Origin of the sequence: Brachybacterium paraconglomeratum, from assembly GCF_039541415.1 — a bacterium.
Classification (GTDB): domain Bacteria; phylum Actinomycetota; class Actinomycetes; order Actinomycetales; family Dermabacteraceae; genus Brachybacterium; species Brachybacterium paraconglomeratum_A.
Window position 1 is genome coordinate 369,508 of record NZ_BAABGE010000002.1, and the last position, 22,120, is coordinate 391,627.

Annotated in this window: 21 protein-coding genes; 10 read left to right on the plus strand and 11 right to left on the minus strand. The window is 69.3% G+C overall.

The features are described from left to right. Positions 1-8: 8 nt before the first annotated feature. A complete protein-coding gene (gene gdhA, locus ABD893_RS01600) occupies positions 9-1,352 on the minus strand; it encodes an NADP-specific glutamate dehydrogenase (protein WP_345075766.1) in 1,344 nt (447 codons plus the stop codon). A 290-nt stretch (positions 1,353-1,642) separates the two neighbouring features. Beyond that, on the minus strand, positions 1,643-2,074 hold the full coding sequence (locus ABD893_RS01605) for a hypothetical protein (protein ID WP_345075767.1): 432 nt from the start codon (positions 2,072-2,074) through the stop codon (positions 1,643-1,645). A 53-nt stretch (positions 2,075-2,127) separates the two neighbouring features. Between ABD893_RS01605 and ABD893_RS01610 the strand changes: the two genes are divergently transcribed. Further along, the gene (locus tag ABD893_RS01610) at positions 2,128-3,183 is read left to right on the plus strand and encodes a WXG100 family type VII secretion target (protein WP_345075768.1); all 1,056 of its coding nucleotides are present in this window, start codon (positions 2,128-2,130) and stop codon (positions 3,181-3,183) included. Positions 3,184-3,208: 25 nt separating this feature from the next. Continuing rightward, positions 3,209-4,075 carry a hypothetical protein gene (locus ABD893_RS01615; protein ID WP_345075770.1) on the plus strand — a complete coding sequence of 289 codons (867 nt, stop codon included), beginning with the start codon at positions 3,209-3,211 and terminating at the stop codon, positions 4,073-4,075. A 91-nt stretch (positions 4,076-4,166) separates the two neighbouring features. Here ABD893_RS01615 and ABD893_RS01620 read toward each other — a convergent pair whose 3' ends face one another. From ABD893_RS01620 to ABD893_RS01630, 3 genes are all read right to left on the minus strand, one after another. Beyond that, a complete protein-coding gene (locus ABD893_RS01620) occupies positions 4,167-4,373 on the minus strand; it encodes a helix-turn-helix transcriptional regulator (protein ID WP_345075771.1) in 207 nt (68 codons plus the stop codon). Between the two features lie 12 nt (positions 4,374-4,385). Beyond that, positions 4,386-4,793, minus strand: coding sequence for a hypothetical protein (locus ABD893_RS01625; RefSeq protein ID WP_345075772.1), 408 nt, complete (start codon positions 4,791-4,793; stop codon positions 4,386-4,388). Between the two features lie 145 nt (positions 4,794-4,938). Beyond that, positions 4,939-5,679 carry a glycerophosphodiester phosphodiesterase gene (locus tag ABD893_RS01630; protein ID WP_345075773.1) on the minus strand — a complete coding sequence of 247 codons (741 nt, stop codon included), beginning with the start codon at positions 5,677-5,679 and terminating at the stop codon, positions 4,939-4,941. A 567-nt stretch (positions 5,680-6,246) separates the two neighbouring features. Between ABD893_RS01630 and ABD893_RS01635 the strand changes: the two genes are divergently transcribed. Further along, entirely contained in the window at positions 6,247-6,528 is a 282-nt protein-coding gene (locus ABD893_RS01635; protein ID WP_345075774.1) for a hypothetical protein, read from the plus strand. A gap of 80 nt (positions 6,529-6,608) precedes the next feature. Here the strand turns inward: ABD893_RS01635 and ABD893_RS01640 are convergent, their stop codons facing one another. From ABD893_RS01640 to ABD893_RS01655, 4 genes are all read right to left on the minus strand, one after another. Further along, a complete protein-coding gene (locus ABD893_RS01640) occupies positions 6,609-7,367 on the minus strand; it encodes a glycerophosphodiester phosphodiesterase (protein WP_345075775.1) in 759 nt (252 codons plus the stop codon). A gap of 206 nt (positions 7,368-7,573) precedes the next feature. Then, positions 7,574-8,968 carry an ABC transporter substrate-binding protein gene (locus tag ABD893_RS01645; RefSeq protein WP_345075776.1) on the minus strand — a complete coding sequence of 465 codons (1,395 nt, stop codon included), beginning with the start codon at positions 8,966-8,968 and terminating at the stop codon, positions 7,574-7,576. 245 nt (positions 8,969-9,213) lie between these two features. Beyond that, the gene (locus ABD893_RS01650; RefSeq protein ID WP_345075777.1) at positions 9,214-10,119 is read right to left on the minus strand and encodes a carbohydrate ABC transporter permease; all 906 of its coding nucleotides are present in this window, start codon (positions 10,117-10,119) and stop codon (positions 9,214-9,216) included. Continuing rightward, positions 10,116-11,141 carry a carbohydrate ABC transporter permease gene (locus ABD893_RS01655; RefSeq protein WP_345075778.1) on the minus strand — a complete coding sequence of 342 codons (1,026 nt, stop codon included), beginning with the start codon at positions 11,139-11,141 and terminating at the stop codon, positions 10,116-10,118. The genes ABD893_RS01650 and ABD893_RS01655 overlap by 4 nt, the downstream gene beginning before the upstream one ends. A 620-nt stretch (positions 11,142-11,761) precedes the next feature. Here ABD893_RS01655 and ABD893_RS01660 point away from each other — a divergent pair. Then, on the plus strand, positions 11,762-12,871 hold the full coding sequence (locus ABD893_RS01660; RefSeq protein ID WP_345075779.1) for a LacI family DNA-binding transcriptional regulator: 1,110 nt from the start codon (positions 11,762-11,764) through the stop codon (positions 12,869-12,871). Positions 12,872-13,018: 147 nt separating this feature from the next. Continuing rightward, positions 13,019-13,540 (plus strand): ferritin, encoded by a 522-nt coding sequence (locus ABD893_RS01665; RefSeq protein ID WP_345075780.1) that lies wholly within the window; start codon positions 13,019-13,021, stop codon positions 13,538-13,540. 57 nt (positions 13,541-13,597) lie between these two features. On the opposite strand, the gene ABD893_RS01670 is transcribed toward ABD893_RS01665, so the two are convergent. Next, a complete protein-coding gene (locus ABD893_RS01670) occupies positions 13,598-15,214 on the minus strand; it encodes a BCCT family transporter (protein ID WP_345075781.1) in 1,617 nt (538 codons plus the stop codon). Between the two features lie 334 nt (positions 15,215-15,548). On the opposite strand from ABD893_RS01670, the gene ABD893_RS01675 reads away from it, so the two are divergent. After that, complete coding sequence (locus ABD893_RS01675) at positions 15,549-16,613, plus strand: LLM class flavin-dependent oxidoreductase (RefSeq protein ID WP_345075782.1); 1,065 nt, start codon at positions 15,549-15,551, stop codon at positions 16,611-16,613. 35 nt (positions 16,614-16,648) lie between these two features. Here the strand turns inward: ABD893_RS01675 and ABD893_RS01680 are convergent, their stop codons facing one another. Continuing rightward, positions 16,649-17,113 (minus strand): hypothetical protein, encoded by a 465-nt coding sequence (locus ABD893_RS01680; RefSeq protein WP_345075783.1) that lies wholly within the window; start codon positions 17,111-17,113, stop codon positions 16,649-16,651. A 102-nt stretch (positions 17,114-17,215) separates the two neighbouring features. Between ABD893_RS01680 and ABD893_RS01685 the strand changes: the two genes are divergently transcribed. From ABD893_RS01685 to ABD893_RS01700, 4 genes are all read left to right on the plus strand, one after another. Continuing rightward, positions 17,216-18,133 carry an exodeoxyribonuclease III gene (locus ABD893_RS01685; RefSeq protein WP_345075785.1) on the plus strand — a complete coding sequence of 306 codons (918 nt, stop codon included), beginning with the start codon at positions 17,216-17,218 and terminating at the stop codon, positions 18,131-18,133. 168 nt (positions 18,134-18,301) lie between these two features. Beyond that, positions 18,302-20,086: an alkaline phosphatase D family protein gene (locus ABD893_RS01690; RefSeq protein WP_345075786.1), complete on the plus strand. Its 1,785-nt coding sequence runs from the start codon at positions 18,302-18,304 to the stop codon at positions 20,084-20,086. A gap of 54 nt (positions 20,087-20,140) precedes the next feature. Beyond that, a complete protein-coding gene (locus ABD893_RS01695) occupies positions 20,141-21,106 on the plus strand; it encodes a hypothetical protein (RefSeq protein WP_345075788.1) in 966 nt (321 codons plus the stop codon). Between the two features lie 62 nt (positions 21,107-21,168). Further along, entirely contained in the window at positions 21,169-22,029 is an 861-nt protein-coding gene (locus tag ABD893_RS01700) for a hypothetical protein (RefSeq protein ID WP_345075789.1), read from the plus strand. Positions 22,030-22,120 lie beyond the last annotated feature (91 nt).

The following is a 22,120-nucleotide window of genomic DNA, read 5'->3' on the forward strand; positions in this document are numbered from 1 at the left end:
GATCCGGCTCAGATCACGCCGAAGGCGATCATCGCGTCGGCCACCTTGCGGAAGCCGGCCACGTTCGCACCGAGGGCGTAGTCGCCGGGGCGACCGAACTCGTCGGCGGTCTCCAGGCAGGTGGCGTGGATGCCCTTCATGATCTGGGTGAGACGCTGCTCGGTGTGCTCGAAGCTCCAGGCATCGCGGCTCGCGTTCTGCTGCATCTCCAGGGCCGACGTGGCGACACCGCCGGCGTTCGCCGCCTTGCCGGGACCGAAGGCGACCCCGGCCTCGCGGAACACGCTGACTGCTTCCGGCGTGGAGGGCATGTTCGCGCCCTCGGACACGGCGAGCACGCCGTTCTTGACCAGGGTGCGGGCGGCGTCCACGTCGAGCTCGTTCTGGGTGGCGCTGGGCAGGGCGATGTCCGCCGGGACGTCCCAGACACTGCCACCGGCGACGAAGCGAGCGCCGTTGCCACGGCGCTCCGCGTACTCGGTGATGCGGCCGCGCTCGATCTCCTTGATCTGCTGCAGCAGCTCGAGGTCGATGCCGTTCTCGTCGACCACGTAGCCGGAGGAGTCCGAGGCGGTGACGGGGATGCCGCCGAGCTGCTTGGCCTTCTCGATCGCGTAGAGCGCGACATTGCCCGAGCCGGAGACGGAGACGCGGCGACCCTCGAAGGAGGAGCCGCGAGCCTTGAGCATCTCGTCGGCGAAGATGGCCGCGCCGTATCCGGTGGCCTCCTTGCGCACGAGGGACCCGCCCCAGTCCAGGCCCTTGCCGGTGAGCACGCCCGCCTCGTAGCGGTTGGTCAGGCGCTTGTACTGACCGAAGAGGTAGCCGATCTCGCGCGGGCCCACGCCGATGTCGCCGGCGGGGACGTCGGTGTACTCGCCCATGTGGCGGTGCAGCTCGGTCATGAAGGACTGGCAGAAGCGCATCACCTCGCCGTCGCTGCGGCCGGCCGGATTGAAGTCGGATCCGCCCTTGCCGCCGCCGATGGGCAGGCCGGTCAGGGAGTTCTTGAAGATCTGCTCGAAGCCGAGGAACTTCACGATCCCGAGGTTCACCGACGGATGGAACCGCAGGCCACCCTTGTACGGGCCCAGCGCGGAGTTGTACTCGACGCGGAAACCGCGATTGACCTGCACAACGCCCTGGTCATCGACCCAGGGGACACGGAAGATGATCTGGCGCTCAGGCTCGCTCAGGCGCATCAGGATGCCATGATCCTGATACTCGGGGTGCCGGGACTGGACGACCTCCAGCGACTCGAACACCTCCCGGACTGCCTGGTGGAACTCGGGTTCGCCGGGGTTGCGGCGGAGCACCTGGTCGAATGTGTCCTGGAGCGTCGAGTCGAGCATCGCGGTCCTTTCAGGGGGCCCGGGGGCCCCCGATTTCACGGGGGCTCCGCGGAAGCGGAGGTCACGGCGTCGCCCAGGGTACGCGGCGTCGCCCAGAAGTCGCACTGGACGTTCGATGCGTGAACATGCAGACGACTGTCATGGCCATGCACCTGGGAAAACAGCTCCGGGAGGCTTGTCGCGCAGGTCACAGCAAAGCGTCCGGACATGGGTGCGGATACCCGGACAGCATCGCCCGGTCCCGACATATGCATCGACAGGCATAGGTACTTGCTTGGCGGGTGCTGGGTTCAGTGGCGGGAGGCGGAGCGGCCTCCACCGGCGACGAGGCGGTTGACCCCGTCGACGAAGCCCTGAGCCACCGCCTCATCCTTGGAGACGTTCTGGCGGGTCCGGAGGGAGGAACCATCACGCAGAAGGATCCGCACGTGTCCCGCCACCGTGCCGGAAGCGCAGTCGGCCCCCCGGACCTCCGCAGCCTGCACCTCGCGCAGCACCCTCCACCTCAGACCCCGACGCAGGTGGAGCACCCTTCGATCGGTGACCAGCAGCAGGGGGTCCACCCAGGTCCACCCCTCCCCCTCGAACGCGAACAGCACGATCTCTCCCGACTGCAGGAAGCGCCGCGCGAACGATGCCCAGCCGGCGGCCGGAACCGGCCGTTCGTATCCCGGCTGGAGAGCCCGGAGCAGAGATTGCAGGGATTCATCCGTGGTCATCACGCCGCAAGTCTACGACCGGCACCCCTCCCTCCGACCCCGCGAGGAGAGGTCCCATGGGGACCTCTCCCCATCGCGCAGCCGCCCCGGAGGATCTAGTGTGCGAGCTGTTCACGACACGACGGGGGTTCATGATGACCGGGTTCTTCGGGGCGGATACCGAGCAGCTGCGTTCACACGCGCAGCTGCTGAAAGAGCGAGTGGGCTCGCTCGAAGACCTGCGCGCTCGCCTCGAGCCGCTGGTGATGGACGCCTCTTCCTGGGTGGGCACCGATGCCGATGCCTTCCGGGAGCAGTGGTCCGGACGGACCGCCCCCCGGTTCGACCAGCTGGGCGACTCGCTGTCGCGGCACAGCAGAGACCTCGACACCCACGCTGAGGAGCAGGACGAGGCCTCCGAGGCGACCGACCACAGCATCCTCGATCTGCTCAAGGACACGCTGTTCGGGGTCGGGAAAGGCGTCATCGACGCAGCCAAGAACATCGTCCTGGGTGGGAAGAAGATCTGGGACGTCCTGTCGAACATGAAGAAGAACCCGGAGAAGGTTCTCGAGAAGCTTCGCGGGCTGAAGGGCAAGGCATACGATGCGTTCCTCAAGAAGCTCGGGATGTTCGACGGGCTCATGAAGAAGGCCCCCTGGCTCACGAAGTTCGGCAAGGTCGCCGGCAAGTTCCTGCCCGGCCTGGATATCCTCGCCGGTGGCTGGCAGATGATCGATTCGATCAAGAAGGGCGACACCTTCCATGCCATCACCGGCGGAATCACCGCCGTCGGCGGCATCCTCATCACCGCCGGGACGATCTGCGATATGACCGGCGTGGGCGCCGTGGTCGGCGTTCCGCTCCAGGTGATCGGCGGCGTACTGGTGGGCGGCGCGATGGCGGCGGACGGCATCAAGTGGGTGGTCGACAACTGGGATCAGGTCAAGGACTTCGGTGGCGATGTCGTCGACGGGGCGAAGGACCTGTGGAACAACACGTCTGAGGTCATCAGCGACACGTGGAACGATGGAGTGGATGCCGCCAAGGATGCCGTCTCCGACGTCGCAGACACCGTCTCCGACAAGGTCGGCGATGTCGCCGACGGCCTGAAGAACGCCTTCACCTGGTGACCACCCCTCTCGGCAGGAGCCCGCGATGACCACCCCCACCACCGATGCACTCCCCAGCTCGCCGCTCGTCGTCACTGAGCGAGACCTGGCGGGAGCACTGGCGATCCTCGAGCGCGCCGATCAGGACCCGGACATCCTGATGGTGCTCTCCGACGAGGAGCTCCTCGCCCTGGACGGGGAGGCCTCGCTGCGCATCCTCGGCAGCCCCTATCTCGACCAGGAGCAGGTGCACCGTGAGACCGCGGGCGCCACAGCGATGCGCGGGCTCATCGCACGGCGCCTGGTGAACCCGACCGACCAGGCCCGCGAGGAGGAAGGGGATCTTCTGATCGGCGAGGGTGATCCGAGTGATCGGCTGATCCAGCTTGAGCTCGGTCTCGCCGGAATCCTCACCCTGCGGCGCACCCCGGAGGCGCTGCTGACGATCGAGCGCGTCGCTTCCCAGGTACGCACCACCCTTGGCCTGCACTTCTTCCCGGGAGGGGTGCTCGAGGAGTTCGTCGCGGCCGACGGCTTCCACCATTTCTGCGTTCCCACCCTCGCCTCGCTGCCCTCCCGACTGGCAGCGTTCGTGGACCCGCACGGCAGCGCCGGTGACGACGGAGATGTTCAGGAGATGACCGTCGCTGCAGTGACGTCGCTGGAGGGCCTCGAAGACACCCGTGCCCTATCCACGCTCACCTCGGTGAATGATCAGGGAGCACGTCGCGCGACCGTCTTCACGCTCGCCGACCGCGTGCGCGTGGTCGACAACGGCACCGAGGACCCTGCCGGCACACAGCCGGGCGATCTGCTCGCGATCAGCGATGTCTCCGCCTCCGCTCTGGAGCAGATCATCGAGTCGCTGCTGCCCGCCGGATCGGGATCCGACGAGGAGTCCACCGACTCCTGACGGAGCGAGGCATCGCGCGCACAGATCACCCCGACCGTGGCAGGCACGGCCGGGGTGATCTGTGTGCTGCGGCCCGTTCGGAACGAACCGGTCAGGAGGGCTCAGCTTCGTCGGGCGTGAAGATCTCCTCGATCGGGGACTCGAAGAGGGCGGCGAGCTTGAACGCGAGCGGAAGGGACGGGTCGTACTTGTCGTTCTCGATGGCGATCACCGTCTGCCGGGAGACGCCGAGGGCCTTGCCGAGCTCGGCCTGGGACCAGCGTCGCTCAGCGCGGCGGGCTTTGAGATCGTTGCGCATCACTGCCCCCTCTCAGCGGTAGCGGACGGAGGAGACGAAGGTGCCCACGAGCCACGAGAACATCAGGATCGCGAAGGCGAAGATCCAGTTCACCGAGGGCAGCAGGAAGTACTGCAGGAAGCCGACGGCGAGGATCAGGCCGGTGGAGATCACGAACGCGAGCATCACGGCCTCGGCGATCTTGCGACGCTCGAACTCGTCACCGCTCCGGTACATCTCGACGTTCGCCCACGCCATGAGGGCGATGGCGGGCAGCACCAGGAGCGCGGGGATCCAGGCGGGGAAGCCTGTGTCCTGGACGAGAAAGGAGAGGAAGAGGCCGGCGAGGAAAAGGACCATGCCCGCGGTGAAGCGGACGGCGAAGGCGCGGTTGGCGCGGGCACGGGCGGGGGCGGCGGGGGTGCGGGTCGTGGTGTTCATGCCCCAAATGTAAGGGGGCCTTGACATGCAAGTCAAGCCACCTTGACTAAAAATGTCAAAGCTTCTTGACTTAACAGGTCAAGCACCATTGACGCACCATGCGGGGCCCTCCGACCTGGGTGTTGCCGCGAACTCCCGCGGTCACTCACCCCAGGCGGACGTCGAGCTCCCGCTGCGCCCAGGCCGGGTCGTCCGTGGTGATCGTGTCCACGCCGCACGCCAGAGCGACGTCGAGCTGCACGGCGGTGTTGACCGTCCAGGGGTTCAGGGCCAGCCCTGCCTCGTGCACGACCTCGGCGGCGCGAAGGCTGAGCCCAGCGATGCCAGGCCCGATGCCCGCCGCGCCGAGCTCGCGCGCGGTGGTGATCGCCTGCTCGTCGATCTGGCCGACCAGATAGGAGACGGCGACGTCCGCGCCGCGGCGGATCTCCGCGAGCGCATCGGCGTGGAACGAGATCACGGTGGAGGCGGCAGCCGGGGACCCGGCAGGCAGCGCGCGCAGCAGCTCGGCGACCGCCGCCGCCGCCGCGGCGACCTTGACCTCGATGAAGACGGGGACCGTGGTCATCTCCAGCAGCTCCGCGAGGGAGGGCACACGCTCCCCCTCCCCCAGCAGCACGGTGTCCAGCTCCGCACGGGTGAGCTCGCCGATCGCACCGGTGCGCAGCGGCGAGTCCTCGGCGGCGGTGCGGTCGATGGTCTCGTCGTGCATCACCACCACCTGGCCGTCGGCGCTCAGGTGCACATCGCACTCGAGCAGCTCGGCGCCATCCTCGATCGCCCTCCGGAAGGCGAGCAGGGTGTTCTCAGGGGCATGGGCGGAGGCGCCGCGGTGGCCCACGATCGCGGGTCGCTGCGGGCGGGAAGGGACGGACTGAGCAGTCATGACACTCCTGGGAGAAGGGGATCGACAGGTCGAGCGTAGGCGGGATGAGCAGTACGGGCGGGATGAATGGGCGGAGCGGAGGTGGGCCCTCTGGACCTCCGACGTGTCCTGCGCCACACTGATTCTCTGCACTCCGATACGGGTGCAGTGCCCGTCAGATCGGGCGGGCACCAACCGGGCTGACCGCCCGGGAAGGGGATCCCGATGACCAGGAACGGACACGAGAGCACACGCACCGCATCGCACAGCGGCCCGGGGGGCCGATGGTGTACGCAGCGCACGATGCGCGGACGAGGGTGCCGCCGGATGCTCGCCCCGCTTGCGAGCATCCTTGCCGCTGCGGCACTCATCGCGGGGTGCGGGGGCACCAGCACCGAGGACCCGGCCGGGGATCCGGGCGGAGGGACGACCGACGCCGCCGAGACCTCTGAGCCCGCTGAGACTTCTGAGACTTCTGAGACTTCTGAGACTTCTGAGACTTCTGAGCCAGCCTCGGACGCCGGGGAGTCCCCGAGCGACGGAGGGGGAGAGAGCAGCGAAAGCTCCGAGACTGAGGGGCCCGACGGGGTGACGGGCGAGAACCTCTTCGAGGGGACCTGGGGCTTCGGGCACGACACGAAGATGCTCAGCGCCGAGGAGCTCGGCGCCCTGCTCGTCACGGAGGCCGAGGCGCGCGGCCCGGAGGAGATGAGCCTCGAGGTCGAATGCGGGGACGGCGTGGACACCGCGGCCGGTGACTACGACGCCGAATGCATCGCCTACGCCGACGAAGGGGTCGAGCACCTCTGGCTGGTCACCGTCGGCCCTGCGGATGCCAGGCTGGATATCGAGGTCGAGAACGCGAGCTGATCCCGGCCGTCGCGCTCCGCGTCCGCTGCCGGATCCGCGCAGGGCCCGGGCCTGCCTCTGCAGCACCCGGGCCAGCCCGATCAGACCGTGACGCGCTGCGCCATCAGCGCGAACGCCCAGGCAGGATCGTCGACAGTGATCGTGTCGCAGCCGAGCTCGAGGGCCCGCTCGAGTTCCTCATCGGCGCGGGCGGTCCACAGGTTCAGCTTCGCGCCCAGCTCTGCGGCCCGCTCGACGTCGGCCTGACGGGCATCGGCGATCCGCACTCCCACATGCGCGACCCGCAGCTGGCGGCAGGACTCCCACCACTCGACGGAGGTCGCCGTGGTGGTGCGCATCAGAGGGATCTGCGGAGCGAGCTCGGCGGTGCGGCGCAGCGGCTCCTCATGGAAGGAGAGCACGACGGCGGGGGCGCCGGCCGGGTCCTGCCAGGCGGCCTCGTCGAAGTGCTGCAGGAGGATCTTGACCACGAGATCCGCAGCAGCGGGAGCCTTGATCTCCACCAGCAGCGGCACTCGGGTGCCGTCCTCGCGCACCGCCGCATCGAGCACCTGGGAGAGGGTGGGGATGTGCTCGTCCTTGCCCACCAGCACCCGGTCCAGCTGGGAGCGGGTGAGGTCGACGACCGCGCCGGTGCGCAGCGGCGAATCCTGCTGTGCGGTGCGGTCCAGGGTCGCGTCGTGGATGACCACGTCCTGGCCGTCGGCGCTGAGGTGCACGTCGCACTCGAGCCACTGGGAGCCCTCGGCGACTCCGCGCCGGAAGGACAGGATCGTGTTCTCGGGTTCCACGGCGGCGGCGCCGCGGTGCCCGACGATCTCAGGCTGCTGGGTGGTCATGGTCTGGTTCTCCTCGATACGGGCGCGCGGCCCTTCACGTCGGGCACATAGCCCTGGTCGTCAGCGGCCCGGAGGGCCGGTGGCCGCGGCCCCGGGTGACGTGCACCCGGGGCCGCGGAGTCAAGCGGGGACAGCTGGAGCTGCAGGAACTGCAGCGACTGCGGGAACCACGGCTACTGCAGCTGCTGCAGCGACTGCGGGAAGGCTCAGTTCCAGCCCTCGAACTGCACGGCCTCGTAGTCCTCGCGGTTGTCGTCCAGGACCTCCTGGAGGGTCGGGGCGAGGGCGTCGAGGACTGTCTTCGCCTCCGCGTTGTCACCGAACACCTGACCCATGGCGGCACTGATCTCGGTGACGGCGCCGGCGTTCCAGTTGGTGTAGTCGGTGGTGCGCGCGTTCTCCAGCTGGTTCAGCGCGACGGCGTAGTTCGGGTTCTCGGCGACCAGGTCCTTGACGGCCTGAGTCTCCTGAGCGGCCTGGACGATCGGCACATAGCCGGTGCCCACGTGCCACTCGGCGGACTTCTCCGGCTGGGCGAGGAAGCGGAACAGCTCGGCGCAGGCGTCCTGACGTTCCTGCGACTCGGTGCGCACCAGCTGCAGCCCGGACCCGCCGGTGGGCACCTGCTTCTGCTCGCCCTCCTTGGACAGCATGTAGGCGGTGCCGATCTCGAAGAGACCCTCGGTGGCCTTGGTCTGGCCCGTCAGCGAGGCTGTCGAACCGCGCCAGCCAGCGGCGAGACCGGAGGCGAAGTCGGTGCCGGAGGCCTGGGCGAGGTAGCCGTAGCCGTCCTCGTGGATGAACTTGCGCATCCATTCGAGCCACTCGACGCCCTTCTCGTCATTGATGGTGACCTCGAAGTTCTCGTTGGAGTTCGCGCCGCCGAAGCCCCAGATGTCGGCCTGGCCGTGCCAGGCGTCGGGGCCGAAGGCCATCGCGGACAGCGGGCGGCCCTCGACCTCGATCTTCGCGAGCTCGGGCGCGAAGGCCGCGAGATCCTCCCAGGTCTCGGGGCCCTCCTCGGGCAGACCGGCCTCGATGTAGCGCGTCTTGTTGTAGTAGAACAGCGGGGTCGAGCGGGCGAAGGGCACCGTGAAGGTCTCTCCGGCCGCCTTGCCCTCGGCGACGTAGTTCTGGATGTAGACGTCCAGGTTCCACTCGTCATCGAAGTAGCCGTCCAGCGGTGCGAGGGCATCGGACTGGTAGAACTGCAGCCACTGCATCTCGGGGAAGCAGACGATGTCCGGCACGGTGCGGGCCTGGAGCGAGGCGGTGAACTTCTGGGTCAGATCGGCGTAGGAGCCGACGGACTCCGCGATCGCGACGATCTCGTCCTGGGACTCGTTGAACGCGGTGAACTGCGCCGAGAGCACCTCGTAGTTGTTGCCCGTGAAGGGCGCCCAGAACAGGATCGGGGTGCGGCCCTCGTACTCGGGGGGAACGGTGAGGTCCGCCTGGGTGAAGCCGTCGCGGAGGTTGCTCTCTGCGCCGTCACCGCCGCCGGACGGGGCGCCGCAGGCGGCGAGGCCGGCTGCGCCGGCACCGAGGCCCATGGCGGTCAGCAGGCCGCGGCGGGAGAGGTGGAAGGGGCTGCGAGACATACGAATCGCTCCTTGGGAGTGGTGCGGTGGGGTCACCGGGTGGGGTCAGTCAGGATCTGGCGGGGTCTGGCAGGGGCTCGTCCCGCAGGACGAGGTGCGGACCGCGTGCGGATCAGCACGCCGGCGTCCGCCCGGGCCGAGGCCCGGAGCTGGTGGGGTCCGTCCTGCGAAGCAGGAGGACCGGGGGTGAGGGCCGATCAGGAGTCGGCGCGAGGCTGCCTGAGGGCCGCCCCGCACCGTCGGCCTCACTTCAAGGCGCCCGCGGCGAGGCCGCCGATGATGCGCTTCTGGGCGAGGAAGAAGAGGATCAGCATCGGCAGGGAGACGAACACCGCGCCGGCCATGATCACGCCCCAGTTGCTGTAGCCCTCCTGGCTGCGCAGGAAGAGCAGGCCGATGGGCAGGGTGCGCATGTCCGCGGTGGAGGTGACGATCAGCGGCCAGACGTATTCGTTCCACTTGCCGACCATCACGATCAGGGTGGCGGTGAGGATCATCGGCGTGGACAGCGGCACCACGATGGTGGCCATCCGGCGGAGGTGCCCGGCGCCGTCGATCTCGGCGGCCTGCAAGATGTCCTTGTCGATCGTGCGCATGTACTGGAACAGCAGGAACATCGCGAAGGCGCTGGCGATGCCCGGCAGGATGATGCCGGCGTAGCTGTTCAGCCAGCCCAGGTTCGCCACGGTGATGTAGTTGACGATCAGGGTGACGTGACCCGGCAGCATCAGCGAGCCGATGATCAGCACGAACGCGATCTTCTTGAACTTGAAGTCGACGAACACGAAGGCGTAGGCGCACAGGATCGCGAGCAGGATCTCGAGGACGGTGCCCACGCCGGTGGTGATGATCGAGTTCAGGAAGAAGCGGTCGAAGGGGGCGCTGTTCCAGGCCTCGACGAAGTTCGAGAAGGTCAGCTCTCGGGGGATCCAGGTCAGCGGCCAGGTGTAGATGTCCTGGTGCGGCTTCATCGCGGAGGAGAACAGCCAGTACAGCGGGACGAAGAAGACGGCGATGGTGGCGAGGACGCCGGCGAACAGCAGGGCGGTCTTCCATGCCGGGCGGCGGGGTCCGCGGCCGCGTCCCTTGTTGCGCGGAGCGGGTCCGGGAGCCTCGGCGATCGGATCCTTGTCGACGGTCAGAGTGCTCATGATTCGTAGTTCACCTTCTTGTCGCCGTAGCGGACCTGCACGTACGTGATGATCAGCAGCAGCACCAGCAGCACGGTGGCGGCGGCCGAGGCGTTGCCGATGTCGAACTTCTGGAAGGCCTCCTCGTAGACCATCCAGCTGAGGGTGCTGGAGGAGGTCCCGGGACCTCCGCTGGTCATGATCGAGATGATGTCGAAGGCCTGGGCGGCGGCGATGATGCCCGTGATCGAGAGGAAGAACGTGATCGGGCTCAGCAGCGGCAGCGTGAGGTGGCGGAACAGCTTCCAGCCATGGGCGCCGTCGAGCGCTGCGGCCTCGTAGAGGTCCTTGGGCAGGTCGAGGATCGCCGTGTAGCAGATGACGGTGACGAAGCCGAGTCGCTGCCAGGTGTAGGCGATGGTGATCGCCCACAGCGACCAGTCCGACGTCGTGGTCCAGGCCGGGGAGTCGGCGCCGAACAGGGAGAACACCCAGCGGGAGAGGCCGTAGTTCGGGTCGAACATGAACAGCCACAGGATGCCCACGGCCGCGCCGGGAAGCATGTACGGGGCGAAGGCCATGGTCTGTGCGAACCCGGTCAGCGGCAGCTTCGTGGCCAGCAGGCTGCCCAGCAGCAGGCCCAGGACCAGCGAGCCGACCACGCTCACGCCGGTGAAGATCGCGGTGTTCTTCATGATCTGGCCGAAGCTCGGGTCGGTGAGCAGGTTGGTGTAGTTCTCCACCCCCACCCACTCGGGAGTCGGGGCGACGAAGTCCCAGTCGAAGAAGCTCAGCCCGATGTTGTAGAGCGCCGGGTAGTAGGAGAAGACGATGATCGCGATGAGGTTCGGGGCGATCAGGGCGCTGAAGAGGAGGGCGTCCCGGCGCACCCGGCGTCGACGCTGGGGTGAACGCCGGCGCTCCTCGCTGCGCGTCAGCGGGGCGTGGCCGGCCGGCGAGGAGGGGTCCACGGGCGCTCCCTTCTTGTCAGCCCCGGCCGGGGCTTGCTGGCCCGGGCGAGGTGAACGGACGATGGTTGTCATGGGAGCGCTCCCAACTTCCTGATCGAAGGGCGGCCCGGGGGCCGATGCAATGCGGGTGGCAGTCTCGGCGGTGCTCCGCAGAGCGGCGCGTCCGACGGTCGGACCGAGTGGTCCGGGCTGCCCTCCGCAAGGGGAACAAGGACGGCAGGTCGAGACGGGACGGGCGGCTGGCTGCCGCTCCGGCGCCATCGACAGCCCTCACCGTAGGGACCCTCCACGGATCCCGCCAGAAGGCATCAGTGCAGGTGAATCGCGCATGAACAGAAACTGTCACCGCAGGTGGGAGCGCTCCCACTCCCCTCTCGGAGCACCCTCCGGACCCCCTTGGCGCGATTCGTGATGCGGGGTCCATCCACTGTTCATCTCGGCGTCGTCGAGTGTTCCTCAGCGGCCGGTTCTCGCCAGGTGCCCGCGAACTCGGACTTCACTCGGCCGTCACCCATGCGACCTGGCGGGCGTCACCCACTGGACTATCGTGCGCCCAGGCCGCCCCTCCGGATTGCGCGGTGGGATCGTCCGGCCGACCCGGCTCGCGGTGCCCGCACGCCCGGCCGTCAGCCACCAGCCACCAGCCACCAGCCACCAGCCACCAGAAGCCTGCAAGGAAGGGAGCACCGCAGATGCCTCGACCACCCACGATGGAGGACGTCGCGCGCACTGCCGGGGTCTCCCGCTCCACGGTCTCTCGTGTGTTCCAGAATGGCGGGGAGCGGGTCTCCCCCGATGCGATGATCCAGGTGCACGAGGCAGCCCGACGGCTGGGCTATGTGCACAATCTGGTGGCCAGCGGACTGGCGATGCGTCACGGCAGGCAGCTCGGGCTGCTCATCCGCGACGCCACCAACCCTGCCTACGGCCACCTCCATGCGGAGATGAATCGCGCTGTCGAAGCCGTCGGCCGCACCCTGATCTCGGTGACGGCGTTCCGGCACGACTACGGCACGGCGGAGGTCGAGGGCCTGAACCGGCTGATCGGTCAGCGCGTAGCCGGGGTCTTCGTCGGCACTGGCGTGACCGCTGCGGAGGATCTCGTCGAGACCGTCACCGCGACGCCGATGATGATCCTCGGCCGCCCCAACACCCATCCGCAGATCAACTCGGTCAGCTACGACGAGGAGGCGCATGGCCGGCTGATGGCGGAGCAGATCGCCGCTCAGGGTCATCGCCGGATCGCAGTGCTCACTGCGCCGCTCCTCTATTCGAGGGTGTTCGACCTGCGCATGCGCAGCCTGGTCCAGCGCTGCGAGGAGCTGGGCATCATCAACGTCCCCGTGGAGCTGCTGCCGGTGGAGCAGGGAGTGGGCCGCGCCCTGGACGCGGCCCGGGAGGAAGCGCTGAGCTGCATCGTCTGCCCCGTGGACTACGTCGCCCTGGAGCTGCTGCGCGCCGCTGCGGCGCGGGGGGTGCGGATCCCCGAGGAGATCAGCACCGTGGGGTTCGATGGGCTCGGGGACGGGCTCGACCTGCTCGGGCTGGCCACCGTGCGTCTGCCGGTGGAGGAGCTCGCTCGGCAGGCCGTCGCTCTGATGGAGGAGCTGCTGGTGCGGGCACAGGACGATGCGGAGGGTCCGCCACCCGCTCCCCATGGGGCGGGTGATCGCGACGCGGCCGGCGAGGGCGAGGGCGAGCAGCTGCTCCTCACACGGCACTCACCCCGGCACGCCGTCGTGGCCGGGAGTTTCGTTCCCGGGCGCACCCTGTCGGCGGCTCCCGGGCACCTGCGCGGCTGACCGTCGCCGAGCGGCTCGGCGCCCTGCACGATCACGCCGCCATGGCCCCTCTCCGCCGTCCAGACCTCTCACCACACTTCATCTGTGCAGGTCAGGCTAGCCTTTCCATGCGTGACAAGAGGGTCCGAGAGGACTACTGTCGGTGTCATGAAGATGAGCAATGACCTTGAGAAGAAGTTCCAGGACCAGATCACCCTCGAGTTCGCGGCATCGATCACCTACCGCCAGCTCGCCATCGAGGCGGATGAGCAGGACCTCCCCGGCATCGCCGCCTGGCTGCGCCACCAGGCGGACGAGGAGATCGTCCATGCGAACAAGTTCATCCAGCACGTCTCGGACCGCGACAACCACGCTGCGATCGGCACCATCGAAGCCCCCGGCGTGAAGCCCGGCCTCTCCGTGCTCGAGATCTTCGGGGCCGCGCTCGCCCACGAGCAGAAGGTCTCCGAGTCGATCCGCGAGCTGTACCGCAGCGCGGACAAGGAGGGCGACTACGACTCCCGCCCGCTGCTGAACTGGTTCGTGGATGAGCAGATCGAGGAGGAGGCGACGGTCTCCGAGATCATCGGCCGCCTGAAGCTGATCGGCGACGACGGCTCCGGCCTGCTGCGCCTGGATTCCGAGCTGGGCGCCCGCCCCACGGAGACCACCGAGGCCGACGCCGGCTGAGCACGGACGCCTGAGCGCAGGCACCTGAGCTCCCCGGGGCGCCCTGAGCAGATCTGCTCAGGGCGCTCCTGTCGTGAGCAGCGGGTCGCGCCGCAGCATCATCACCAGGGAGACGGCGAGCGCGAGGATGACGATGATGAACGGGGCGGCCGAGAGCATCACGGCGGTCTGCAGCGCCTGCAGGCCCCCGGCGTAGAGCAGCACGGCAGCGGTCGCGCCGGTCAGCAGGCCCCACATGAGCATCACGGGGCGGCCCGGATCCATGCGACCGTCCGAGGAGATGACCCCGAGCACGTAGGTGTTCGAGTCCGCGCCGGTGATGAAGTAGAGCACCACCAGGATCACGGCGATCACGGAGGTGATCCCGGTCAGCGGCAGCTCTTCGAGCAGACCGAAGAAGGCGGTGTTGACGTTCTCCGCGGCGGCCGCACCGATGCCGGTGCCGCGCTCGAGGTCCATGAACATCGCCGAGCCGCCGAACACCGTGAACCAGACGGAGAACACCAGGCTCGGCACGCCGAGGACGACCAGCACGAACTGCCGGATCGTGCGGCCCCGAGAGATGCGCGCCAGGAAGACGCCGACGAAGGCGCCCCAGGAGATCCACCAGGCCATCATGAAGAAGGTCCACCCCTGCATCCACTCGAGGTCCGCGCCATCCAGGGGCAGCAGCAGGCTGATCTCGACGAAGTCGCCGACGTATCCGCCGGCGGAGCGCAGGAACAGCGAGATCAGCCAGCTCGTGGGGCCGGTGACCAGCACGAAGAGCAGCAGGGCCGCAGCGATCACCATCGTGGCCTGGCTCAGGTAGCGGATCCCGCGACCGATGCCGCTCATGGCTGAGGCGGTGAACAGCACGGTGACCAGTGCGATCACGATGATCTGCACTCCGGTGGAGGTGAGGTCCACCCCGGTGATGTGGCTCAGCCCCTGGCTGATCTGCGCCGCACCGAGGCCGAGGGAGGTGGTGGTGCCGAACAGCGTGGACAGGACCACCAGCACGTCGACGGCCTTGCCGATCGCTCCGTCGGCATGGCGACCGATCAGCGGGCGCAGGATGGGCGAGACCATCCCCTTGTTGCCGAGCCGGTGGGTGGAGTATCCGATGGCGAGTCCGAAGATCGCGAAGACGGCCCAGGCCTGCAGTCCCCAGTCCAGGAAGGTGAAGCGCATGGCGTCCACGACCGCCTCCCGGCTACCGGGCTCGGCGAGGCCGTGCGGAGGCTGGACCAGGTGGGAGACGGGCTCGGCGACGCCGTAGGTGATCATCCCGATCCCCATCACGGCGCCCAGCAGCATCGCGATCCAGGCCACGGTCGGGTACTCGGGCCGGGAGTCGTCGGGCCCCAGGCGGATGCGCCCGAAGCGGGACAGGGCGATCACGAGCAGCAGGCCGATGAGACCCAGCGGGATCACCAGCAGGGACCATCCGCTGGTGGCGGTCACCCAGCGCATCGCCGAGCCCGCGGCGGCATTCATCTGCGCAGGAAAGAGGGAGGCCGCCGCGAGGAGTACGACGATCAGCGTCACCGACACCCAGAAGACGCTGTTCAGTCGGCGACCCGGCAGGTGCGGCCCGGCGTCGAAGCGTTCCAGCTCACGGCGCGCGCGGCGGGCTGCGGACGGGGCGGAGGCGCGAGGAGGGCGCGGGTCGGGAGAGGGGTCCAGCGGCATGGCGCGGTCCGTTCGTCGAGGAGGAAGGGGCGGCGTGAGCCACGGAGGTGCGTACGGCCGGCATGGCCTTGTCCCAGGGCCGGCAGGCGCAGAGAACGGGGACGGCAGGGTGCGAGACCCGTGCGCGCAGAGCGGTTCACGGTACGCGCCCAGGGCGCCGAACTCCTCGGTGAGGGCGAGAGGTGGGGCGCAGATCTCGTACGCGGCGTGCATCCGGGCCCCGCTTCGCCCTCCCGAGGCACCTCGCGCAGGGCCGCCCGGTACCCCTGGCATGGCGTCCGCACTCCAGCCTCTCGCGCTAGTCAAACGTTCAACCATCTAGTACGGTGGGGCCATGCGTGCCTTCGGATTCCTCAGCTTCGGCCACTACGGCGGCAGCCCCGCCCAGGGCGGCCTCACCGCCCGTCAGATGCTCCACGACGCGATCGACATCTCCGTCGGCGCGGACGAGCTGGGCGTGAACGGCGCGTATTTCCGCGTCCACCATTACGCCAAGCAGTCCGCTGCGCCGATGCCGCTGCTCGCGGCGGTCGCCGCGCGGACCCAGCGGATCGAGGTGGGCACCGGCGTGATCGACATGCGCTACGAGAACCCGCTCTACCTCGCCGAAGAGGCCGCTGCCCTCGATCTGATCGCCGACGGCCGGGTGGCGCTCGGCATCTCCCGCGGCGCCCCCGAGGCGGCGGACCGCGGCTGGGAATCCTTCGGCTACACCGGCTCCACCGACCCGCGCGGAGCCGATATCGCGATGTCGAAGTTCGACGTCTTCCTGCAGGCCATCCAGGGGCATCCGATGACCCGGGCGGCCGCGCAGCCGTATATGTCGGACGCCGCACCGCATGCCCCGCTGCGCATCGAGCCGCAGTCCCCGGACCTCTTCCAGCACATCTGGTGGGGTGCGGGATCCCGTGGCACCGCCGAGCGCACCGGCACCCAGGGCCTGAACCTCATGAGCTCGACCCTCCTCACCGAGGCCACGGGCGCCTCCTTCGGCGATCTCCAGGCCGAGCAGATCGACGTCTACCGGGAGGCTTTCAAGGAGGCCGGGCATGCGCACACCCCGCGAGTGTCCGTCTCCCGCAGCGTCTTCCCGATCGTCACCGAGCAGGATCGGCAGCTGTTCGGCATGCGGCCGGGCGAGAACTCCGACCAGATCGGCATCATCGACGGCACCCGCTCGACTTTCGGGCGCTCCTACACCGGCGAGCCGGATCAGCTCATCGAGCAGCTGAAGGCGGACGCGGCGGTGCAGTCCGCGGACACCCTCCTGCTCACCATCCCCTCGCAGGCCGGGGTCGAGCTGAACCTCCACATCCTCGAGAGCTTCGCGACGCATGTCGCTCCGGCTCTCGGCTGGAAGTCCAACACGGAGGGACCCGTCGTCGGCGACGCGGTGTAAGGCGTCTCCGCGATCCCGGTTCCGGGACCCTGCTTCTACTCGGCGCCGCCGGAGACAGCCGCCGCGACGACGGCCCCCGTACCGCTCACGAGCACGGCACTGAGACGGATCGCGTCGCCGTGCTCGGCCAGCGGAATCTCCGTCTCGCCTCCGCCACAGAGGATGTCGACGGACCCGCTGGCAACCGACCCCTCCCTTGAGCTGACGCTGTATCCGAGTTGAGCCGTGCCGTCGCCGAAGCAGGTGACCACGACGCCGTCGATGCTCACCTCGGACGGAAAGCTCAGGGTGATCCCACCGTCATCCGCTGGCGGCGGGTCCTGCGTGGCCAGGCGCTGCGTCGCCGCGCCGAGCGAACCGTCCTCCGCTGTCGCCGCGTCGACGAACTTCTCCGCGTCGTCCTGCATGCTCTGCCAGTCGATCTCCGCTGCCGAAGCACAGGAGAACAGTCCTGTCGAGAGCACGACGATCAGGACGACAGAGCGAAGGCTGCGGCGCATGAGGCTCACAGTAGCGAAGTGCCTCAGAACTCCGCGCGCCACAGGCACGCCTGACGGGTCCAGGGCGCAGAGCCGGGCTGACCAGAACGTAGTCTCGTCCGCATGCTCCGCATCGCCACCGCCAATATCAACGGGATCCGCGCCACGCAGCGACGGGGCTTCGATGACTGGCTCGCCGGGCGGGGATGCGACGTGGTCGCGCTGCAGGAGGTCCGCGCGCAGGCCGACAAGATCCCTCCGGGCGCCTTCGGCGACTATCACGTCGCCCTCGACACCGGCACGCTCCCGGGTCGCAACGGGGTCGCGGTGCTGACCCGTCGGCCGCCGGCGGCGATCCGCACCTGGAGCGGGACCGCGCTCCTCGGTGCTCCGGAGGCGCCCCTCACCCCTGTCCTCGCTCCGGACCATGTCCCCCTCGCGCGGGGCCTGGGCCGCTTCGCTGCAGAGGGCCGTTACCTCGAGGTGGATCTCGCGGACGCTCCGCTCACGATCGCCTGCCTCTACCTCCCCAAAGGCGGCCTGCCCGCCCACCTCCAGCGGCCCGAGCGGATGCGTGAGGCGCCCGACGGCGGTGCCCGCTACGCCCGGAAGATGGGGTTCATGGCGGCGTTCTCCCGCTACCTGGTGAGGACCCGGCGCGCAGCCGCGGCGGCCGGCCGCGAGTTCCTGCTCATGGGCGACCTCAACATCGCCCACACCCGGCAGGACCTCGCAGCCTGGCGCCGGAACCAGCAGAACGACGGGTTCCTCCCCGAGGAGCGGGAATGGCTGGGACAGCAGCTCTCCCCGCGCACGCTCGTGGACGTGGTCCGGCACCTGCACCCCGAGCAGGATGGACCCTATTCGTGGTGGTCATGGCTCGGGCAGTCGTTCGCCAATGATGCTGGCTGGCGCCTGGACTACCACCTCGCCACTCCTCAGCTCGCCCGCTCCGCGCTCCGCACGGAGGTGGACCGGGACCATCACGGCATCCGGCTCTCGGACCACTCCCCCGTGGTCGTCGACTACGACTGGCCGTGATCACGAGCTGAGCCGCTCAGCCAGGTCATCCATGACGCGGGCGTGAACCGCAGCCGCCGCGCCGATGACGCTCACACGGCGATCCGCTGCCAGTCCGACAATCACCGCAGCACACCGCCGCGCCCCTGTCCACGATGAGCATCCCGCCCATTCCAGGACAGGATGAACATGAGCGACCTCTCCGGCGGGCTCCTCCGCCACGGAGCCCCTGAGCCCACCCGTTTCATCGCCCCCGACCGCCGCGCGAACCTCGCCCGGCAGCGCCGCATGAGCCGGCGCATCTTCACCGGCGCCACCCTCACCACGCTGGCCTCCGCGGGCGTGCTGGGCACCGCGCCGGCCCTGGCCGACAGCAGCTGGCGCCACCGGGACCCCTTCACCCTCGGCATCGCCTCGGGCGATCCGACCAGCAGCTCCGTGGTGCTGTGGACACGGCTCGCGGTCGACCCTCACGTGCTGGATGGTCGCGGCGGGATGCCGAGCACCCCGGTCCCGGTGCGCTGGGAGCTCGCCACCGACGAGCGCTTCCGCTCGATCGTGCGCCGCGGCACGGAGACCGCCCGCCCCGAGGAGGCGCACAGCCTCCACATCGAGCTCGAGGATCTGCCTGCCGGGACCGAGTTCTTCTACCGCTTCCGCACCGGGCGCCACATCTCCCCCGTCGGCCGCACCCTGACCACTCCCGCGAGCGGTGACACCCGCGCGTTGCGGATGGTGCATCTGTCCTGCTCGCACTGGGAGGGTGGCTGGTTCACGGCCTATCGACGGGCCGCCGAGGACCGTCCCGACCTGGTGTTCGGGCTCGGCGACTACATCTACGAGGGCGGGCCCGGGACCGGGAAGCTGCGCACCCATCCGCACAAGCTGTGCACCACGCTCGAGGACTACCGGCTGCGCTACGCGACCTACAAGACCGATCCTGACCTGCAGCTGCTGCATGCCACCGCGCCGTGGATCGTCACCTGGGACGATCACGAGATCCAGGACAACTGGGCGGGTGAATATCCCAAGAACGGGGTGCCGACGGATGCCTGGGTGGCCAGGAAGGTCGCGGCCCAGCAGGCGTACTACGAGAACATGCCGCTGCGCCGGTCCAGCGCACCGGCCGGCACCTCCATGCAGCTGTTCCGGCGGCTGCACTGGGGTGATCTGGCGAGCTTCCATGTGCTGGACACCCGCCAGTATCGCGACCTCCAGGCCTGCCATGACGGCGGGAAGACCTGGTGGTTCACCGACTGCGAGGAGCAGACCGATCCCTCGCGCACGCTCCTGGGCGATACCCAGGAGCAGTGGCTGCTCGAGGGGATGACAAGCTCGCCCGCCACCTGGCAGCTGCTCGCGCAGAGCGTCTTCTTCGCCAAGCGCGACAATGCCGCAGGACCTGCCACCACCCTCGGCTCGGATGGCTGGGACGGCTACCGCGCGGACCGCGACACCCTGGTCGATGCCTGGAGCGAGCGCGGGATCACCAACCCGGTGGTGCTCACCGGCGATGTCCACGTGCACTTCGCCAATGAGCTCAAGGCCGACTTCTGGGAGCCGGATTCACCGACCGTCGGGGTGGAGCTGGTGGCCACCTCGATCACCTCGGGCGGGGACGGCAGCGAGGTGGTGAACGGCGAGCAGGAGGTCTACGCGGAGAACCCCCATATCAAGTACATCCGGGGCCGTCGCGGCTATGTGCTCTCGGAGTACACGACCGAGGAGCTGCGGGTCGATTTCAAGACCGTCTCCGCGGTGACCACCCCGGACGCCGAGGTGTCCGTCGATCGCACCTTCGTGGTGCCCGCCGGCGAGCCCGGCCTGCACGGATGCTGCTCGGCGTCCGTGATGTCGGATCCTGTCGCACTCTCGCCGACAGGATCCGGCATCACCCTGCAGACACCACCCTGCAGAACACTGCAGATCACCTCTCCAGCCCCTGTTCGGCACGCCCAGGTTCCCGTAGAGTAGGGAACAGTGGGCGCCGGACGGTGCGCTCGTCCAGCACCACCGTGAAGGATCACGATGCCCCCGCCGCAGTTCGCCGCCGCCCTGGCCGCACCTGCTGCACCCGTTCCCGCTGAAGCCACCCCGGCCGTCACCGGCACGGAAGCCTCCCGGCGACTGCTCGCTCCCGAGCTGGATGCCCGGCCGCTGACCCTGTGGGGCTCCTCCTCGATGAGCTCGGAGGGTGGGGACGCCGACACTCCGTTGACAGTGCGGATCCATGAGCACCTCGTCCTCGCAGCGGCCCCCGCCGTGGTGCACGGCTACGGGGTGGGCGCCACCCGCTCCGCCCACACCCTGCTGATGCGCGGTCTGGACACCCCGCAGCTGCGTCCCCTCGGCGAACCTGCCGCGAGCACCGGTGCGGTCGCCGTCGCGCTCGACTCCGGCCTGAGCCCCGCGGGTCCGCTCACGATCCCCGGCGACGTTGATGGAGTCCCCGGACTGCTCGACGGCACCGGCGGCAGCTGGGACTTCCTTCCCGATCAGCCCGGCCGCACCACTGGTCACGGCGTCTTCCGCTCCGCCCTCGCGGCGGTCGCGGAGGGATCCCGGCAGGTGCTGTGGATGGGCAAGAACAACATCATGGATGTGACGGGCGTGCTCGCGGACACCCAGCGGATGTGGGATGCCGCAGCGGATCCCGCGCAGGACACGCTGGTGCTCGGGCAGTGGCCGACCTCCTTCGACCCGGTCGGCTCCGCGACTGCAGAGGCGGTCACGCAGGTCAACGAGGAGCAGCAGCGCCGCTATGGCGCACACTTCCTGGACCTCGGCGGCCTGCTCACCTCCGAGGAGGGGCTCAGCTGCCCGCCTCTGGCCCCGCTGCGCCTGCTCGAGCAGGCCACCACCCAGGGTGCGATCGAGCAGCAGATCGTGACGTCGGATCTGTGCGCCCCGGACGGAATCCATCTCAACGGCTGGGGGAACCTTGCTGTGAGCTGGGCGATCATCCAGCGGATGCGGGAGCTGAGATGGCTGTGAGGCGACCGTCCCCGCCGCGCCTGCAGGCAGGGCGTCCGGGAGCGACTCCGCGGCAGGCGCAGGTGCAGGTACAGGTACAGGCGCAGGCGCAGCCGTCGCAGGCCCAGCCATTGCCGGCGCAGCCGGTCCCCACCCCACCGGAGTCCCTGCTCCCGGAGTCCCTGCCGCCGGAGCCCACGCGACCCGCGCACCGCCGTGCCGGGCGCCGCACGCTGCTGCTCGCCGGGGCTGCGGCCGCCGTCGTGGTGCCCGCGACCGCAGGGACCCTGCTGCGCCGCGGGGCGCCGGAGGCGCTGTCGGCCGGCTCCGCGCAGAGCGTCCCCGGCCCGGGCACCGCCGCGGATCCTCTGTTCGAGGATGTCGCTGGCGGCTCCCCCGCAGCCGCCGCGATCCGCTGGGCCCACGAGACCGGAGTGCAGCCGGCCCTGTCGCTCGCCGAGTACGCCCCCGACACCGAGGTCACGCGAGGGGATATCGCCCTCGCCCTCCATCGTCTCGCAGGCTCCCCCGCGGTGGATCTCGGGACTGTCCCCACCCTCTTCACGGACCTGGGCGAGGATCCCGCGCGCGTCTCCGCGGTGCTCTGGCTCCATGGCCGGGGCGCCCTGTGGGGCGATGCGGAGCTGCGGGTGCATCCGGACTCGCCCGCCACCCGGGACTGCACGGCGATGATGCTCGCGGCGCTGATGCGTCCGGCGCTCGCCGGGGTGGGCGTCACCTGGGATGCCTCGGCGGAGGTCTCGCTGCCGCTGACGGAGGACCCCGGCTCGGCGCTGCCGGACGTGGCCTGGCTCGCCGCCGCCGGGATGACCCCGGACTCCTTCGCCGCGATCGACTGGGCAGGAGAGGAAGGCGTGACCCGTGCGGAGCTCGCCGTCTCCCTGCACCGAGCCGACTCCGTCATCGCGAGCGCCCTGGACTGAAGGCTCCTGGGGTGACGGCACCCTCCCGGCCCCGCCCGGCGCGCGCCAGCCCGAGCTCGCTCCCGCCCCGAATTCCTGTGCGGCATGACCG